Origin of the sequence: Sphingomonas sp. DG1-23 (genome assembly GCF_030730875.1) — a bacterium.
Classification (GTDB): Bacteria; Pseudomonadota; Alphaproteobacteria; order Sphingomonadales; family Sphingomonadaceae; genus Sphingomonas.
This window is the reverse complement of the sequence record NZ_JAVAMA010000003.1, coordinates 162,658-178,677: the sequence shown is the minus strand read 5'-3', so window position 1 is coordinate 178,677 and position 16,020 is coordinate 162,658. Positions and strand designations below refer to the sequence as shown.

Below are 16,020 nucleotides of genomic sequence, written 5' to 3'. Positions count from 1 at the left end.
CCTATGTCGCTATCTTGTCCGCGTTGTCATGTAGGCACGTTACTATGGTGTGCGCGGCTTGCAACACAAAGGTAATTTGCCGCGGGAAAATGCGGGCGGGTGCAGATTTAAGCGTTGCGCGGCGCTGCGATGCTACGCTCCCTAGGGGTTCGCGAGAGGCACGAAGAGGCCGATGCGAACGCCAATCGGGGGAGGTTAGATGCTTGATTTACTCCATAGTGCCTGGTTCACGCTGACCGACGTGCTCAATCCGCACGGTCCGGCGGTGAATGCCGTCAAAAGCTATTCGCCGGCGGATTTCAGCGTCCATTTCTTCCTGCAACTCGCCGTGATCATCCTTGCCTGCCGCGTCGTCGGCTGGCTTGGGCAGAAATTGTTCCGCCAGCCGCAGGTCGTCGGCGAGATGATCGCGGGGGTGGTGCTCGGGCCCTCGCTGCTCGGATTGTTCTTTCCGGATCTGCAGAATGCGATCTTTCCCAAGGAGACGCGCAACGTACTTTATGTCGGCGCGCAACTGGGCGTCGGGCTCTACATGTTCATGGTGGGGCTGACGCTGCGGCTCGATCACTTCCAGTCCAAGGCGAAGAGCGCCGCGACCGTGTCGGCGGCCGGCATCGCTGCGCCGTTCCTGCTCGCGGCGTTGATCACGCCGTTGCTGCTGACCGTGCCCGGGCTGTTCGCGCCGGGGATCAGCCAGGGCAACGCCACCCTGTTCATGGGCGCGTGCATCGCGCTGACCGCGTTCCCGATGCTCGCCCGGATCATCAACGAGCGTGGGCTGGCCAATTCGTCGCTCGGCACGCTTTCGCTCACGGCCGGCGCATTCGACGATGCGGCGTCGTGGTGCGTGCTCGCTCTGGTGCTCGCGACCTTCGGATCGGGACCGGGCGTGGCGGTGATCGCGATCGGGGGAGCGGTGCTCTATACCGGCTTCATGATCCTCTACGGCCGCAAGCTGCTCGCGCCGCTGGGCCGGGCGGTCGAGGCGCGCGGCGAGATGACCACGCAGGTGCTCGCGATCACGATGCTCCTGTTCTGCCTCTCGGCGTTCCTGATGGACGCGATCGGGATCCACGCGATCTTCGGCGGCTTCCTGATCGGGGTGTGCATGCCGCGCGGGCTGTTCGTCGAGGAACTCAAGCGCAAGGTCGAGCCGCTCGCGGTGGTCCTGCTGCTGCCGATGTTCTTCACTTATTCGGGGCTCAACACCCGGATGGACATGGTCAATTCGGCCGCCTTGCTGCTGATCGCATTGGGCATCCTCCTCGTCTCGGTGCTCGCCAAGTTCGGCGCGTGCTGGGCGGCGGCGCGGCTCTCGGGCGAGGACAACCGCACGGCGCTCGGCATCGGCGCGCTGATGAACTCGCGCGGGCTGATGGAACTGATCATCATCAATATCGGCCTCCAGAAGGGGATCATCGGACCGACGCTGTTCTCGATGCTCGTGCTGATGGCGATCGTCACCACGGTGATGGCCACCCCGTTGTTCGAGGCGGTCTATGGCAAGAAGGCCCGCGAGACCGGCGAACTCGACCAGGTCGACGGGCGGCTCGCCACTGCCTGAGGCAGGTCTTTCCCTCTCCCCTTGTGGGAGAGGGAGGGAGCCCGATGAAATCGGCGGAAGGGTGAGGGGGCTGGCGCCTTACTCCCCCTCATCCTTCCCACGCCTTCGGCGCGGGCCCCTTCCTTCTCCCACAAGGGGAGAAGGAGATTGGTCACCCCGCCAGCGACAGGCCCTGGTTGATCTCGCGGATCAGCGCGCGGTGCGACGGCAGGTCCGCGGTGGCGCGCTCGCCGAAGCTGCGGATTCGCGCGAACATCTTCTCCGCCGCTGCCATATTGGGGAAATCGCCGCGGCTCGCCGACAGATCGGTGCGATATTCCATCCCGTAGAGGATGTACTGATAGTTGAAGAAGGCGAAGCTCTCGAGATCGAGCAGGAAATCGAAGCGGCTCGGCGGGCGCCAGCGCCACTGATCGAGCAATTCCTGCAGCGCCGCGGGGATCGAGGCGGGATCGGCATTGTCGCGCCAGAACGCCTCGCCGCGCCGGCTCAGGCAATAATGCAGCTTGAGGAAATTGATGATGTTCGCATAGCGCGCGCTCATCAGCCGGTTGAACCGCGCCGCGGGCGCATCGGCGGGGCCGCCGAGCGGAAACAGCTCGGCGATCATCGCGACCGCGGCCTCGATCAGCACCACGCCGGTCGATTCGAGCGGCTCGAGGAACCCGCCCGACAGCCCGACCGCGACGCAATTCTTCACCCATTGCGTCGGACGATAGCCGGGCTCGAACGGGATGATCCGCGCCTCATAGGCGTCGTGCCCGACATAGGCGCGCAGCTGGTCCGCCGCCTCGGCATCGGACATGTGCGCCGACGACCAGACGCAGCCGATCCCGCGCGCGCCCTGCAGCCCGATGTCCCATGTCCAGCCGGCGGGGTGCGCGGCGGCGATGGTGAAGCTGGCGATCGGCGCGTCGGGGCGGTCATAGGGGATCTTGCAGGCCAATGCGCGATCGGTGAACAATTGGTGGCGAACCGACCGGAACGGCACCCCGAGCGCCTTGCCGATCAACTCGGCGCGAAACCCCGAGCAATCCACATAGAGATCGGCGGCCAAGGCGCCGTGCGCGTCGGTGGCGATCGCGGCGATGCTGCCGTCCTTGGCGAGCTCGACATGGGTGAGCCGGCCCTTCAAATGCCGCACCCCGAGCTCGACTGCCCGCGCGGCAATCACTTCGGCGAGCCGCGCCGCATCGAAATGATAGGCGTAGTTGAGCGGGCCGGCATAGTCGCCTTCGCCCGGCCGCTTGGGCGCGCGCTGCGCCGCGGCGACGCGGTTCTGGATCGTCACGGCTTCGGCGAAGGGGGCGCGGGTGCCGGCGTCCTGGAGCAGCCAATAAGGGACCAGCCCGCTCGCCTCGGCGTGAAACGGCGCCTCGAACGGGTGGAGATAGGAATGGCGGGTGCCGTCGGCCGCGGGGGCGTGGAGCCAGTCGTCGAAGCGGATGCCCTGCTTGAACGTCGCCGAGGCGGCGCGGATGAAATGGCTCTCGTCGATCCCGAGGAATTTGAGCGTGTTGCGGATCGTCGGAAAGGCGCCTTCGCCGACCCCGATGATCCCGATCTCGGGGGATTCGAGCAAGGTGACGCCAACCCGCCCCTCGAAAAAGCGCGCAAGATAGGCCGCGGCGATCCACCCCGCCGTGCCGCCGCCGATGACCAGGACTTCGCGCTTCCCCATGATGCCGGCACGATAGCGGGAAGCGCGGGGCGGGGACAATGGCGGCGTTACCGCGCGCGCGCGGGCTCCGGCGGCGCGGCGTGGCTTGTAGGATTTGGGCGGGACAATTTCACGGTTTGCACGGTGAATCGGCAATGTTGTTGCGTGTCGGCGTAACTTCGTTGCGCAGGACTGCGGCCAGCACTTCGGCCGGATCGGCATGATATCTCCGCTCGAACCGCCTCGAGGCGCCGTCGAGCGCGCGCAGCGCGGCATAGAGCAGCCGGTTGTCATAGCGCTCGCGCCAGCCGATTTGCCGCCCGGCGCGAAACATCGGCTCGCGGATCGGGCCGTAGCCGAGGGCGCGCGCCGCATCGATCGCCTCGCACTGCGCCTCGTCGAGCGCCTGATCCCATGCGCGGGCAAAGCCGCTGCCGGGCCCGGCGCGCTTGCGCAGCTGATAGGCGGCGCTTGCGGTCATCCCCACCGACCGCGCCGCCGCGGCGACCACGCCGATGCGCCGCAGGCAGTCGACGAACGCAATCTGCCGCTCAGCCGACCACCCGCCGGCGCGCGGTGGCATGGGGTGGGGGGTGAAGCGGAGGAGAGGGGCGGAAGCCTCTTGCGGGGGCGAGTCGGCAGTTTGGAACATATGCGGAACATTGCATACGTGGGGGATTGTAGGAAAGCGATTTCTGCGTCCGCTGAGGGCTAACCCGCTCATACCTCTTTTTCGCTAGCATTACATAAGACAGCTAACATCTCCGCGATTCTAACTTCATCGACCGAGGAGATTTGATCTAACCTTGACCTTATGTGAGCATCCGGCAAGTGCCGCGTCAGGTAAGATAACCAAAGGAAGGCTGCAGTATCATATCTATCAAATTCAGGTTCGTCATTGTTATCGGCCAGCTCGCCAAGCTTTGAGAGCTGATCTAAGGTGATCATTGGCTGCCATGATGCACGATCAAGAGGAGCGGATTCGAAAATTGCAAAACTAAGTATTGATTTCAATTCGCCCCTCGAAGACCTAACTAGCCACCCATGCAACATTCGGTCTAAAACTGCGACAGAAACCTGCGTAGTGCGACGTCCACCTTCATGGTTGCTCCAATAACCATATAACGCAAATACCCAAGAAATTACCTCGCAGGTAGCCGGATTTTTGCTAAGTGCCGCTATTTGGAGGTCGTGCCAGAGTCTTTCCGTAACATCTATCGCCTCATCCGCTGTTTCTGAACTATAAATACCGCAAATGGTCGATGCTGCGATAGTGATAAGTTCTTCAGAATTGCTGTGAAGATCCAATCTAATTTGAGATACGTTGGCCTCATCGAGCCAAGATTCGACATCCTTTCGAAGCGCGGCAAAGTTAGATAGGGTGTTGCGTAGGACGTATTTATTAATACCTCCCTGACTATCGAATGTCAGCCATGATTGATGCAACAACTCTGCGCCGTAAGGCCCACGAACAAAGGCCCGCCAATTTTCCGCCCCATGAGCACCACGCGCAGATAATGCTATCAATTGAAGAGCACTCACTAGTGTTTCGCTAGAGCATTCCGCTTCCTCAAATAGGCATTGAAAAATCTTCCCTATTGAGTCAGGCAGGGTCTCGGAATCCATAGTAAGATCACCTGACTCGTCCTGAGCGGTAGCGAGCAGATTACTTCCGATATCAACTAATGCTGCGACTAGCGGCTCCGCCTGCTTTCGGGACAAGACGGCAGCCATCGGTATTACCTCTTTCCATCTCTCGGACGACAAAAAAGGCGCAAGCGGGATCAGTACGGAATCCCCTTGCTTGTACTCAAGGAAATTTCCCTCCGCCGCAGCTACGGCCGCCAGATATTCTTGGAATGTCAAATGCCTGAATTGATAGAATGGAACTATTCTTCCATCTTCAAGAGAGTGCCCAGCTTCTACCAATAAGCTGGAACGGATTTCTACCCTCTTGAGAAACTCTGCGGGAGTATCTTTCGCATATCGCTTAATTTGAGAAACATTATCTCTAGCGCTATCTAATATAGATAAAATCTCCTTCTTAGTAGCAGTCTGCTTTCCTTGAACGAGCATTTCGAACGCTACACAAGATAATTGTGGAATAGATTCCTTTATATCAAGAGATTTGTGACCCTTTATGTTCCAAGTGTCTAACAATACTTCGACGGCTCGCTCATAGAGATTCACTCTATTGACTGGAAGTCTCCCTGCGCTGTTCTTTACAACTAGGAGCATCGTGAGCAGTAAAGGGTTTTCTGCTAATCGGCTAAGCGGCGCACTGTCACGCAAGGTCTCCCATATGTCTTTCGCTTCACGCGCCGAATCTGGATCTTCTCCGCCCATTAGTAATTGCCAGTACTCCACCAGCAATCTAATAGATCCTTCGCTCAGCGGCTCGATCCGCCACCGTGAACAGAAACGAGATATATTTGGCGCAACAAGAGAAAATCCCGCCTCGCGACTGGTTGTTATGGTGCGAATGTTAGGGAATTCGTCGACGAATTTCTCTAGATTTTCTACAAACGTTTGCCGGTCGCCATCATCGTGGATCTCGTCCAAGCCATCTATTAATACAAGAACGTTTCCTGTTCGAAGGTGCGGCAATATCGCATCATAAAGTTGAGAAAAATCTGACTTTCCAGTCACGATATCCATATTTTTTAATATCGTTTCTAGAGGTTTCCGGATATGTTCGCGCCATTCTCGACACCTTATCATCAGGGGAATGACGTCTAGTTTGGGAAGCGCGTCGTTGCTATCGGTCCTCCGCGTTGGATCGGCATAAGCGACGGCGAGACGCTTTAGTAAGAGCGTCTTTCCTCCGCCGGGGAGGGCGAGTAAGGCTATATGTCTTTCATCTCGGAGTATTGAACCGAAGGATCGACTGTTGCCGTGCTTACGAAGCCATTGCGCGAGTTTTTCTTCTCGATCTGGATCCGACTGTGGAAAATCGGGAGGGATGCGAGCCACCTCCAGCGGCACGAACAGGCGCTCTAAATGAAATTTTCCTTGGGCCGTGTCGAAATCAGTTTTAATCCCTTCGATGGACATCTGGCCACAATCTTTGAGAAGGAACTCGCGATAGTGTTTTAGGATGCTGTCATGGCTTTTGGCTGAAGCGGCGGCGGGAGCTTGGCGGATTTGTGCACTCGGTGCGAGGGATTGGAGAAACGCACCTAGCTGATCGAACGCGGCACCGAACGAGATGGGCTCTATGAAGCCATGCCATGTTGGGTCTCGCAATCGAGCTGTCACCTCGATATCGCGGGTAAGTGCGTAGTGCGTCTGGCCAGAGGCGTGAAGAACTTCTTTCGCCCAGCGGACAAGTGCTGAAAAATTCGGGTCAGATATTGTGTCGCCACATCCTACAAACAGTAGCGTTTTAAATGACGCTAATCCCTGCTGAAGAATTCTGCGAAATCCTTCTTGAATTGCTACTTCATAATCCCTAACGCCCAATATACAAGATGGCGGTCTATTCCAAACACCATGCAAATGTAATATGCTTTTATTATTCTTCCTGAACCACGATAATGCTTCGGATCTATCTTTGCATGTTATAGATGATGTATCTGTAGCTTGTTCGATTAAATTGTCATAGTTTGTTGTGCAAATTTGAACCCCACTATTGTGTAGGCTTTTTATTGCCTTGGACAGTTCGTTGTCGCTTGATCTTAGACTTTCAAAAGACTCTTGAAGCCATCTCGCGTATAATATGCCGTCTGGAGAGCCGAGCTTCCGTCCCGCAAATTCTGCAGTACTTATAAGATCATCAATGTCGTCTGAATCTAGGGTTTGACGCCAGCGAGATAGTTGTTGATCCGATATTTCTCCACGCGCGTGAGCGTATTCTAAACAATTTGATATCAACTGCCTCCATGGCGGAGCTGGCTTTGTGGCGTTGGTAAGGCCGATACTGACTCCGGCCCCGGCTATAATAACTAGATCGCCTGATTCGGCTGCTTGCCTTATCAAATCGAACCCCAACGCATCCTCCATCCCCTGCCAAAGCAGTATCGTTCAATGAGGCGGTCATTTATGCAAGTCTGTCACGATTAATTAATAGCCGCCTTCCTTCGCTCAGCCATCTCCGCATTCAGCATCTCCGCCAGCAGGAACGCCAGCTCCAAACTCTGCCCCGCATTCAGCCGCGGGTCGCAATGCGTGTGGTAGCGGTCCGCCAGCGACTGCTCGGTGACGGCGATCGCGCCGCCGGTGCATTCGGTGACGTTTTGTCCCGTCATCTCTGCGTGGATGCCGCCGGCGAAGGTGCCTTCGGCGCGGTGGACGGCGAAGAAGCCGCGGACTTCGGCGAGGATGCGCTCGAAGGGGCGGGTCTTGTAGCCGTTGGCGGCCTTGACGACGTTGCCGTGCATCGGGTCGCAGCTCCACACCACCGGATGGCCCTCGCGCTTGACCGCGCGGACCAAGGCGGGGAGGCCCTTCTCGATCTTGTCGTGGCCGTAGCGGGTGATCAGCGTCATGCGGCCGGGGACGCGCGACGGGTTGAGCGTGTCGAGCAGGCGCAGGAGGGCGTCGGGCTCGAGGCTGGGGCCGCACTTCATCCCGATCGGATTGCCGATGCCGCGGAGGAACTCGACATGCGCGCTGCCCTCGAAGCGGGTGCGGTCGCCGATCCACAGGAAATGCGCGCTGGTATCGTACCAGTCGCCGGTGAGGCTGTCCTGCCGGGTGAGCGCCTGCTCATAAGGGAGCAAAAGCGCTTCGTGGCTGGTGTAGAATTGGGTGCCCTTCAATTGGGGGACGGTGTCGGGGTTGATCCCGCACGCCTCCATGAAATCGAGCGATTCGCCGATGCGGTCGGCGACGTCGGCGAACTTCTTCGACCACGGGCTGCGGCCCATGAAGTCGAGCGTCCATTTGTGGACCTGATGGAGATTGGCATAGCCGCCGGTGGCGAAGGCGCGCAGCAGGTTGAGCGTCGCGGCGGACTGGCTGTAGCCCTGGACCATGCGCTGCGGATCGGGCCGACGCCCCTCGGGCGTGAACGCAATGTCGTTGACGTTGTCGCCGCGATAGGAGGGGAGGGTGACTCCGTCGATCGTCTCGTCATCGGCGCTGCGCGGCTTGGCGAACTGGCCGGCCATGCGGCCGAGCTTCACCGTCGGCAGCTTCGACGCGAAGGTGAGGACCACCGCCATCTGGAGGATGACGCGGAAGGTGTCGCGGATGTTGTTGGGGTGGAACTCGGCGAAGCTCTCGGCGCAGTCGCCGCCCTGGAGCAGGAAGGCCTCGCCGCGCGACACCTTGGCGAGCTCGGTGGTGAGCTCGCGCGCCTCGCCGGCGAAGACCAGCGGGGGAAAGCTGGCGAGCTGGCCGGTCGCGGCGTCGAGCGCGGCCTTGTCGGGGTAATTGGGGAGCTGGCGGGCCTCGGCCTGGCTCCAGCTGTCGGGGGTCCAGCCCATGGTCTGCTCCAGATTGCGGACATGGACGTACCAGTCCTGATGATGGGCGATGCCGTTGGCGGCGATCTGATTGAGCGTCGCCGGCGAGGCGCGCTTGCCGTCCTCCTCCCAGCCCTGCACGGTCGAGCCGGGCGTGTCGAACCAGGCGCCGAAAGCGGCGCGGGAAAGGGCGCGTTCCTCGCGGAAGCGGCGGATTTTGGAACCGGCGAGCGTGGTCATGATGCAAGCGCCTTACCCCCGCTGGGTAAATCTTGGCAAGCGGGAATTTTACCCGGATGGGGTAAAGGAGCGAATAAGGCAGTCTTCGCGTTGATGCGGTGAAGGAGACCGCCTCATGGACGGCGTGCACAATATCGATCGGGAGGCGGAACTCGACAATGAGTATGTCGCCGACGCGGAGGGCGACGAGGCCAGCGATCATGACTATGTCCCCGATCCGCGCTCGCTGTTCGGCTCGGAGGCGGCACGGGCGATGCTGGTAGTGCTGACCCGGCGGCTCGGGCCCGATTTCGCACGCGAAGTGTGCGACGAGATGGCGGCGCGAACCTTCGCCTATCAGGCGGGCTGCCCCGACGACCAGAGCGACGGCAAGACGATGGAATATCTGCTGAACGACGCGTTCTGGGACCGGCTGTTCGCGGTGGCGCCTCCTGCCGGTCAGTAGCCCGCGGCGAGATCGACTTCGTTCTCGAGCGGTTCGCCGGCGAGGAAAGCGTGGAGGTTGCGCACGAAGAGCCCGGCGGCACGGACGAACATCCGGGTCTGGCTGCGGCCCGAGAGGTGCATCGACAACAAGATGTTGGGGGTGGTCCACAGCGGATGCTCGGGCGGAAGCGGCTCGGGCGCGACGGTGTCGAGGAACGCGCCGGCGATGCGGCGCCTCGTCACTGCTTCGATCAATGCGTCCTGATCGATCAGCTCGCCGCGGCCGACATTGATGATCCACGCCGAGGGCTTCATCGCGCGCAATTCGGCCTCGCCGATCATCGCGCGGCTCGCGTCGGTGGCGGGGGCGGCGAGGAAGGTCCAGTCGAATTCGCCCAGGCGGTCGCGCCACGCATCGGGCGCGATCGTGCCGGGCGCGCCGGTGCGGGTGACGCCGGTGACGGTCACGCCGAAGCCGGCGAGGCGCTCGCCGATCAGCCGGCCGATCGTGCCATAGCCGATGACGAGGGCATTGCTCTCGAACAATTCGAGCTTGCCGGGCGCGTCGAACGGCCATTCGCGGGTCTCGGCGATGCGGACGACCTGATCGTAGCGCTTGGCGGCGACCAAGGCCCCCATCACCGCATATTCGGCGACGGTGTGGGCGTTGACGCCGCTGCCGTTGGTGACGCGGGTGCCGCGGGCGCGGAGCTGGTCCTTGTCGAGCGGATCGAGCCCGGCATAGATCGTCGAGAGCCATTGCAGCTTCCGCCCCGCGGCGACCGCGCGCGCCCAATTGGCGGGACCATTATTGTCGACCCAGCCGATATCGGCATCGGCGACCATTGCGATCGCTTCGTCGAGGCTGGCGAACCAGTGCAGGTCGAGTCCCGCGGGCAGATGCGCCTCGACCAGCGGGCGGGCCAGCGCGGGGAGGACGATCTTCATCGCGGATAGTGGCGGGCGTAGCGGTGCTCGAACTCGGCGTCGGACATGATCAGATAGCGGACGGTGTCGATGAACGCCCAGATGCTGGTGACGAGGATCCCGACCACGGTGATCGTCAGGACGATCATCAGCACTGCCGACCCGTTGCGGCCGAGATAGAAGCGATGGATGCCGAGCGTGCCGAGGAAGAAGGCGAGCAACGCCGCGACATATTTGTTGCGGTCGCTCGATGCCGGCGGGCGATGCGCGACCGCGACGGTATCCGAATCGGGCAGACGGAAGATCCGGAGCGCGCGGGCGCCCTCGGTCGCGAAATCGACACGCGCGCCCACAGCCGGACCCTTTTCGCCGCTCCAGTCGTCGGGCCGGAAGCTGTAGCGCTGGCCGTCCTCGCCCGAAATCTGGCCCTCGCCGCTGGTGCGATCGACGCCCAGTACCTGTCCCCGCATTCGTGCCTCCCGTGTTGCGCGCTTTTTGGCGGAAGCGGGGGTGGGGAGGCAAGGGGTGGAGGGACAAATTCCTCCCCGAGCTCGCTCGGGGAGGAGTTTAGAGAGCCGGCTTCCAGTCCCACCCGAGGGGGTCGCCGTCCATCACCTCTACCCCCCCGGCGGCGAGTTCGTCGCGGATCGTGTCGGAGCGCCGGAAGTCCTTGACCAGACGGGCCTGCTGGCGCTCGACGAGACGGTCGCCGATCTGCTCGGCGGTGAGCGTGGCGTTGGCGGGACGGAGGCGCAGCGCCTCGCGGGTGAGGATGCGCAGATTGAGGCCGAGCACTTCGTCGAATGCCACCAATGTGGCGAGACGATCGGCTGGCGAGAGCTTCTTGTCGGCGAGCAGCTCGTCGAGAATGGGAAGCGCCCTCGGGGTGCCGAGATCGTCCGAGACGGCTTCGTCGAGACGCTCGAGCCAGAGGGCGACCGCGGTGCCTTCGCCCTCGGCCTTCGCCTCGAGCGCGGTCACCGCCATTATCAGTCGCTTGAGCCGGGTGAGGGCGGCGGCGAGGTTCTCGGCACTGAACTCGAGCTCGCTGCGGTAGTGCGCCTGGAGGCAGAGCAGGCGATAGGCGAGGGGATGGACGCCGGCGTCGATCAGCGACTGGAGCGTGGTAAAGCCGCCCTTCGACTTGGACATCTTGGCGCCGCGGTCGACGAGAAAGTTGTTGTGCATCCAGAAACGCGCACCCGTGTCGTTGCAGCCGCACCAAGCCTGGTTCTGGGCGATCTCGTTGGGGTGGTGGATCTCGCGATGGTCGACCCCGCCGGTGTGGATGTCGAACGGCGCGCCGAGATATTTGAGGCTCATCACCGAGCATTCGAGATGCCAGCCGGGCGCGCCCTTGCCCCAGGGCGAGTCCCATTCCATCTGGCGCTGCTCGCCTTGGGGCGATTTGCGCCAGATCGCGAAGTCCTGCGGGTGACGCTTGCCGGCGACCGGGTCGATCCGGCCTTCGCGGACATCGTCCTGCGTGCCGGCGAGGCGCCCGTAATCCCGAACGGTGCTGGTGTCGAAATAGAGGCCGGTGTCGAGTTCGTAGCAATGCTGCGGCGCAATCCGCTTCGCGAAATCGAGCATCTCCGCGATGTGATCGGTAGCGACCGACCAGCGCGAGGGCTGACGGATGTTGAGATCGGAGATGTTCTGCTTGAACGCCGCGGTATAATGCGCGGCCACGTCCCAGATGCTCTTCGCCTGGGCGCGCGCGGCGGCCTCCATCTTGTCGTCGCCGGCATCGGCGTCGCTGGTCAGATGGCCGACATCGGTGATGTTGATGACATGGGTGAGGGCATAGCCCTTCCACGTCAGCACGCGGCTCAGCGTGTCGGTGAAGACATAAGCGCGCAAGTTTCCGAGATGGGCGTAATTATAGACCGTCGGGCCGCAGGAATAGACGCGGACGCCCTTGGCGGGATCGAGCGGCGCGAAGGGCTCGAGACTGCGAGTCAGCGAATTGTAGAGGGTGAGGGAGGCGGACATGGCGCGGCCATAGCGGCTCCATCCCGCGCCGTCATCCCGCTCTGCCTTGTCACCCCGGCCGCAGTGCCGGGGTCCACTGCGCCTCGAAAGGAAAAGGCTGGAGGCGCTTGTCTCTCCCGCATCCTCCTGGTGGACCCCGGCACAAGGCCGGGGTGAAGGTTTGTTTCATGGGTCTGCCCGCAGATGGCGGGAACGCCCTTTGCCGCCGGGGGTTAACCACCCGAAGCATCCGCCTTCCCGCGGAAGCCTGTAAAAACTGATCCAGATCAGTCGGATAGCGGTGTGAGCCGCTTTCCGGGGAGAGCAAGCATGTCGAAGGATCTTTCCGAAGGCGGCGCCAAGGACGAGGGCTCGAAACTCGAGCCCGGCTCCGACCCTGCGCTGCAGAATGAGGGCCGCCAGGCAGTCAAAAACCAGGGCAAGGCCGAGCCGGAAGATTATCCCGGCCGCCACGAGCAAAATTGAGGAGACGCAGATGAGCGATGTACGCGACGATGCGCCGTCTTATGTCTCGAAAGACAGTGACGTGCAGACCAGCGAGGCGCAGGGCGGCGAAGGCACGGTATGGGGCCATACGGTTACGATCATGCGACCGCGCGAGGAACTCTACGCATATTGGCGGGACTTCGCGAACCTCGCGACCTTCATGGAGAATATCGTCTCGGTCGACGCCGCCGACGCGACGCGGTCGCACTGGACGGTCAAGGGACCGAACGGGAATTACGAATGGGATTCGGTGGTGACCGAGGACCGCCCAGGCGAATTGATCGCGTGGGAAGCGCAAGGCGAGGTCAAGAATAGCGGCCGGGTGGAATTCCGCGACGGTCCTCCGGGGCACGGCACCCATGTCCGCGCGGTGCTGGCCTATGACCCGCCCGCCGGGTTCATCGGCAAGGCGATCGCCACGCTGACCCAGAAGGAGCCGCAGACTTCATCGCGGCGCGACCTGCGGCGGTTCAAACAGCTGATGGAAACCGGCGAGATCGCCACGACCACGCCGCCCAATCGCGAACCGCATTCCTGACAACGCCCCGTTCGCGCTCAGGGCGAACGGGGAGCGGACCCTGATCTGAAGGAAAATTCGAAATGCGCGCACTCACCTGGCACGGCAAGCACGACGTGCGGATGGAGACCGTTCCCGACCCGGAACTGCTCAATCCGCGCGACGCGATCATCAAGATCACCTCGACAGCGATCTGCGGATCGGACCTCCACCTTTACGACGCCTATATCCCGACGCTGCAAAAGGGCGACATTCTCGGGCATGAATTCATGGGCGAAGTCGTCGATGTCGGGCCGAAATCGACCTTGAAGAAAGGGCAGCGCGTCGTCGTTCCGTTCACGATCTCGTGCGGATCGTGCTTCCATTGCTCGAAGCAGCAATTCTCCGCCTGCGACAACGGCAATCCGGCCGAGAACCAGGATCTCGGGATGGAATTGTACGGCGAGCCGATGTCGGGCCTGTTCGGCTATACCCATCTGACCGGCGGCTATCCGGGCGGGCAGGCCGAATATGTCCGGGTGCCGTTTTCCGACGTGGGCCCGATCGTGATCCCTGACGGGATGCCCGATGACGACGTGTTGTTCCTCTCGGACATCCTGCCCACCGGCTGGATGGCGGCGGAGAATGCCCAGATCGAGCCGGGCGACACGGTGGCGGTGTGGGGCTGCGGCCCGGTCGGGCTGTTCGCGGTGCAATCGGCGTTCAAGATGGGCGCGCACCGGGTGATCGCGATCGACCATTTCCCGCACCGGCTCGAACTCGCGAAGAAGTTCGGCGCGCTGACGGTCAATTACGAGCAGACCGACACCTATGAGGCGCTGATGGAGCTGACCGGCGGAATCGGGCCGGACGCGGTGATCGACGCGGTCGGGCTCGAGGCGCATGGCTTCTTCGCCGACAATGTCGTCGACCAGATCAAGGCCTCGACCTTTCTCGGCACCGATCGCCCCCATGCGTTGCGCCAGGCGATCGTCGCGTGCCGCAAGGGCGGGCGGGTGTCGATCCCCGGCGTCTATGGCGGGTTCGTCGACAAATTCCCCGCCGGGGCGATGATGGAGAAGGGGCTGCAGATCCGCACCGGGCAGACTCATGTCCAGAAATATCTGCCGCAATTGCTCGAGATGATCGGCAAGGGCGAGCTCGATACCACTTTCCTGATCAGCCACCGGCTGCCGCTCGAACAGGCACCCCAGGGCTACAAGATGTTCAAGGACGAGCAGGATAGCTGCACCAAGGTGGTGCTCAAGCCGGGCATGGTCGCGGCCTAGGCCGCCATCCCGGCGAAAGCCGGGACCTCAGGCGAAGGAACCATGCGCACGAGATCCCGGTGCTCGCCGGGGCCACGGATTGGATGGAGTGGAGACAATGGCGAACAGACTGGCAGTGATCACCGGGGCCTCGACCGGCATCGGCAAGGAAATCGCGAAGATCGCGGCGCGCGAGGGCTATGATTTGATTCTCGCCGCCGACGAGCCGGCGATCGACGCCGCCGCGGGCGAACTGAACGGGTTCGGCGTCGCTGTCGAGGCGATCGAGGCCGACCTGTCGACCTTCGAGGGCAATGACCGGCTGCTCGCGGCTGCGGCCGGGCGGCCGATCGATGTGCTGGTGGCGAACGCCGGGCTCGGGCTGGGCCACGGCTTTCTCGCGCAGGACGTCGCCGACTGGCGACGGGTGATCGACACCAACGTCACCGGCACGACCTATCTGCTCCAAAAAGCGCTCCGGCAGATGGTCGCGCGCGATTCGGGCAATGTGCTGATCACCGGATCGATCGCAGGGCTGATCCCCGGGGCGTGGCAGGCAGTGTATAACGCCACCAAGGCCTATCTCGACAGCCTGTCTTATGCGCTACGCGAGGAATTGAAGGATACGCAGGTCAATGTCACCGTGCTGATGCCGGGACCGACCGAGACCGAATTCTTCCGCCGGGCGGGCATGCTCGACACGCCGGTGGGCGAATCGGACAAGGCCGATCCGGCCAAAGTGGCGCAGGACGGCTGGGATGCGATGACCGGCAAGAAGCCGCATGTGGTTTCGGGGTTCGTCAACAAGCTTCAGGCGGCGCTGAGCCATATCACCCCGGACACGATCAACGCGAAGATGCACACCGCGATGGCCAAGCCCAATGACGAGGGCGAGAGCAAGGGCGGAATGTGAAACTTGCTCCTCCCCGAGACAAGCTCGGGGAGGAATTATTCAGACCGTTTCTTCGTGGCCGATCGCGGCGCGGACCATCGCGTTCCACATTTCCGCGGGATCGCTGCCCGCGGCGCGGCCGGCCTCGACCATTTCGGGAGTCGGTTCGCGCAGGGTGCGCAGGATCGCCGTCGCGCGCGGGATTTCCTGCTCCCAGACCGCGTCGACCGCCCCGCCGGCGCTCGCGTCGCGCCCTTCGCCATTGATGCTCAGCGCTTCGGCCGCGATCACGCGGGCGATTCGCTCGACGGGCGAGGTAACGGAAATATCGGTCATCGAGTTGCTCCTGTCGCGGTATCGCGAAGTGCAACGCTTGCCGCCGAGGCCGCGTTCCTGCCTAGGCGGCGAGCGGCGCCGCGGGGCGCGGACGCATCACGCCGTTGCCCGATGCGCCCCCCGCGATCAGCGGCAAGGCCGTGCCGCAAAAGGCGCATTCGGCAGTGAGTCGCCCGATCATCCAATGCGACTTGCCGCAGCCGGGGCAGTGATTCGTTTCCTGCGGCCGATACGCGATGCGATAGCCCGACAGCGCCTGACGGAGGCCGAAATCGTACATGCGACGTCTCCCTCTGATCCCATGCGAAAACCCGCCACGCCG

At 62.2% G+C, this 16,020-nt stretch carries 15 protein-coding genes; 6 read left to right on the top strand and 9 right to left on the bottom strand.

Annotated features, from left to right (window positions below; genetic code table 11):
- The first annotated feature begins 199 nt into the window (after positions 1–199).
- Complete coding sequence (locus tag Q9Q95_RS06420; protein WP_306095056.1) at positions 200–1,564, top strand: cation:proton antiporter; 1,365 nt, start codon at positions 200–202, stop codon at positions 1,562–1,564.
- A gap of 151 nt (positions 1,565–1,715) precedes the next feature.
- On the opposite strand, the gene Q9Q95_RS06415 is transcribed toward Q9Q95_RS06420, so the two are convergent.
- The 4 genes from Q9Q95_RS06415 to Q9Q95_RS06400 form a co-directional block, all read right to left on the bottom strand.
- Positions 1,716–3,245, bottom strand: coding sequence for a tryptophan halogenase family protein (locus tag Q9Q95_RS06415; protein WP_306095054.1), 1,530 nt, complete (start codon positions 3,243–3,245; stop codon positions 1,716–1,718).
- A 109-nt stretch (positions 3,246–3,354) separates the two neighbouring features.
- Complete coding sequence (locus tag Q9Q95_RS06410) at positions 3,355–3,807, bottom strand: hypothetical protein (RefSeq protein WP_306095052.1); 453 nt, start codon at positions 3,805–3,807, stop codon at positions 3,355–3,357.
- 137 nt (positions 3,808–3,944) lie between these two features.
- Positions 3,945–7,214, bottom strand: coding sequence for an SIR2 family protein (locus tag Q9Q95_RS06405; protein WP_306095051.1), 3,270 nt, complete (start codon positions 7,212–7,214; stop codon positions 3,945–3,947).
- Positions 7,215–7,282: 68 nt separating this feature from the next.
- A complete protein-coding gene (locus Q9Q95_RS06400) occupies positions 7,283–8,872 on the bottom strand; it encodes a class II 3-deoxy-7-phosphoheptulonate synthase (protein ID WP_306095049.1) in 1,590 nt (529 codons plus the stop codon).
- Between the two features lie 115 nt (positions 8,873–8,987).
- Between Q9Q95_RS06400 and Q9Q95_RS06395 the strand changes: the two genes are divergently transcribed.
- Positions 8,988–9,317: a hypothetical protein gene (locus Q9Q95_RS06395; protein ID WP_306095046.1), complete on the top strand. Its 330-nt coding sequence runs from the start codon at positions 8,988–8,990 to the stop codon at positions 9,315–9,317.
- Here the strand turns inward: Q9Q95_RS06395 and Q9Q95_RS06390 are convergent.
- The 3 genes from Q9Q95_RS06390 to cysS all read right to left on the bottom strand — a co-directional run bounded on the left by Q9Q95_RS06390 (position 9,311) and on the right by cysS (position 12,220).
- Positions 9,311–10,246, bottom strand: coding sequence for an NAD(P)-dependent oxidoreductase (locus Q9Q95_RS06390; RefSeq protein WP_306095044.1), 936 nt, complete (start codon positions 10,244–10,246; stop codon positions 9,311–9,313). The genes Q9Q95_RS06395 and Q9Q95_RS06390 overlap by 7 nt on opposite strands.
- Entirely contained in the window at positions 10,243–10,695 is a 453-nt protein-coding gene (locus Q9Q95_RS06385) for a TM2 domain-containing protein (protein WP_306095043.1), read from the bottom strand. Before Q9Q95_RS06385 ends, Q9Q95_RS06390 begins: the two co-directional genes overlap by 4 nt.
- A 97-nt stretch (positions 10,696–10,792) precedes the next feature.
- The gene (cysS, locus tag Q9Q95_RS06380; protein WP_306095041.1) at positions 10,793–12,220 is read right to left on the bottom strand and encodes a cysteine--tRNA ligase; all 1,428 of its coding nucleotides are present in this window, start codon (positions 12,218–12,220) and stop codon (positions 10,793–10,795) included.
- Between the two features lie 309 nt (positions 12,221–12,529).
- Here cysS and Q9Q95_RS06375 point away from each other — a divergent pair, with 309 nt between their 5' ends.
- The 4 genes from Q9Q95_RS06375 to Q9Q95_RS06360 all read left to right on the top strand — a co-directional run bounded on the left by Q9Q95_RS06375 (position 12,530) and on the right by Q9Q95_RS06360 (position 15,383).
- Entirely contained in the window at positions 12,530–12,685 is a 156-nt protein-coding gene (locus Q9Q95_RS06375; protein ID WP_306095039.1) for a hypothetical protein, read from the top strand.
- A 10-nt stretch (positions 12,686–12,695) separates the two neighbouring features.
- Positions 12,696–13,244 carry an SRPBCC family protein gene (locus tag Q9Q95_RS06370; protein ID WP_306095037.1) on the top strand — a complete coding sequence of 183 codons (549 nt, stop codon included), beginning with the start codon at positions 12,696–12,698 and terminating at the stop codon, positions 13,242–13,244.
- A gap of 62 nt (positions 13,245–13,306) precedes the next feature.
- Positions 13,307–14,491: a zinc-dependent alcohol dehydrogenase gene (locus Q9Q95_RS06365; RefSeq protein ID WP_306095035.1), complete on the top strand. Its 1,185-nt coding sequence runs from the start codon at positions 13,307–13,309 to the stop codon at positions 14,489–14,491.
- 97 nt (positions 14,492–14,588) lie between these two features.
- Positions 14,589–15,383: an SDR family oxidoreductase gene (locus Q9Q95_RS06360; RefSeq protein WP_306095033.1), complete on the top strand. Its 795-nt coding sequence runs from the start codon at positions 14,589–14,591 to the stop codon at positions 15,381–15,383.
- A 39-nt stretch (positions 15,384–15,422) separates the two neighbouring features.
- On the opposite strand, the gene Q9Q95_RS06355 is transcribed toward Q9Q95_RS06360, so the two are convergent.
- Positions 15,423–15,698, bottom strand: coding sequence for a hypothetical protein (locus Q9Q95_RS06355; RefSeq protein WP_306095031.1), 276 nt, complete (start codon positions 15,696–15,698; stop codon positions 15,423–15,425).
- Between the two features lie 61 nt (positions 15,699–15,759).
- Positions 15,760–15,978: a hypothetical protein gene (locus Q9Q95_RS06350; RefSeq protein ID WP_306095030.1), complete on the bottom strand. Its 219-nt coding sequence runs from the start codon at positions 15,976–15,978 to the stop codon at positions 15,760–15,762.
- Positions 15,979–16,020 lie beyond the last annotated feature (42 nt).

Coding starts and splice junctions, on each gene's coding strand:
- cysS (WP_306095041.1), bottom strand. CDS start 12,220: ATGTCCGCCTCCCTCACCCTCTACAATTCGCTGACTCGCAGTCTCGAG.
- Q9Q95_RS06400 (WP_306095049.1), bottom strand. CDS start 8,872: ATGACCACGCTCGCCGGTTCCAAAATCCGCCGCTTCCGCGAGGAACGC.
- Q9Q95_RS06395 (WP_306095046.1), top strand. CDS start 8,988: ATGGACGGCGTGCACAATATCGATCGGGAGGCGGAACTCGACAATGAG.
- Q9Q95_RS06385 (WP_306095043.1), bottom strand. CDS start 10,695: ATGCGGGGACAGGTACTGGGCGTCGATCGCACCAGCGGCGAGGGCCAG.
- Q9Q95_RS06420 (WP_306095056.1), top strand. CDS start 200: ATGCTTGATTTACTCCATAGTGCCTGGTTCACGCTGACCGACGTGCTC.
- Q9Q95_RS06390 (WP_306095044.1), bottom strand. CDS start 10,246: ATGAAGATCGTCCTCCCCGCGCTGGCCCGCCCGCTGGTCGAGGCGCAT.
- Q9Q95_RS06370 (WP_306095037.1), top strand. CDS start 12,696: ATGAGCGATGTACGCGACGATGCGCCGTCTTATGTCTCGAAAGACAGT.
- Q9Q95_RS06350 (WP_306095030.1), bottom strand. CDS start 15,978: ATGTACGATTTCGGCCTCCGTCAGGCGCTGTCGGGCTATCGCATCGCG.
- Q9Q95_RS06360 (WP_306095033.1), top strand. CDS start 14,589: ATGGCGAACAGACTGGCAGTGATCACCGGGGCCTCGACCGGCATCGGC.
- Q9Q95_RS06415 (WP_306095054.1), bottom strand. CDS start 3,245: ATGGGGAAGCGCGAAGTCCTGGTCATCGGCGGCGGCACGGCGGGGTGG.
- Q9Q95_RS06375 (WP_306095039.1), top strand. CDS start 12,530: ATGTCGAAGGATCTTTCCGAAGGCGGCGCCAAGGACGAGGGCTCGAAA.
- Q9Q95_RS06365 (WP_306095035.1), top strand. CDS start 13,307: ATGCGCGCACTCACCTGGCACGGCAAGCACGACGTGCGGATGGAGACC.
- Q9Q95_RS06410 (WP_306095052.1), bottom strand. CDS start 3,807: ATGCCACCGCGCGCCGGCGGGTGGTCGGCTGAGCGGCAGATTGCGTTC.
- Q9Q95_RS06355 (WP_306095031.1), bottom strand. CDS start 15,698: ATGACCGATATTTCCGTTACCTCGCCCGTCGAGCGAATCGCCCGCGTG.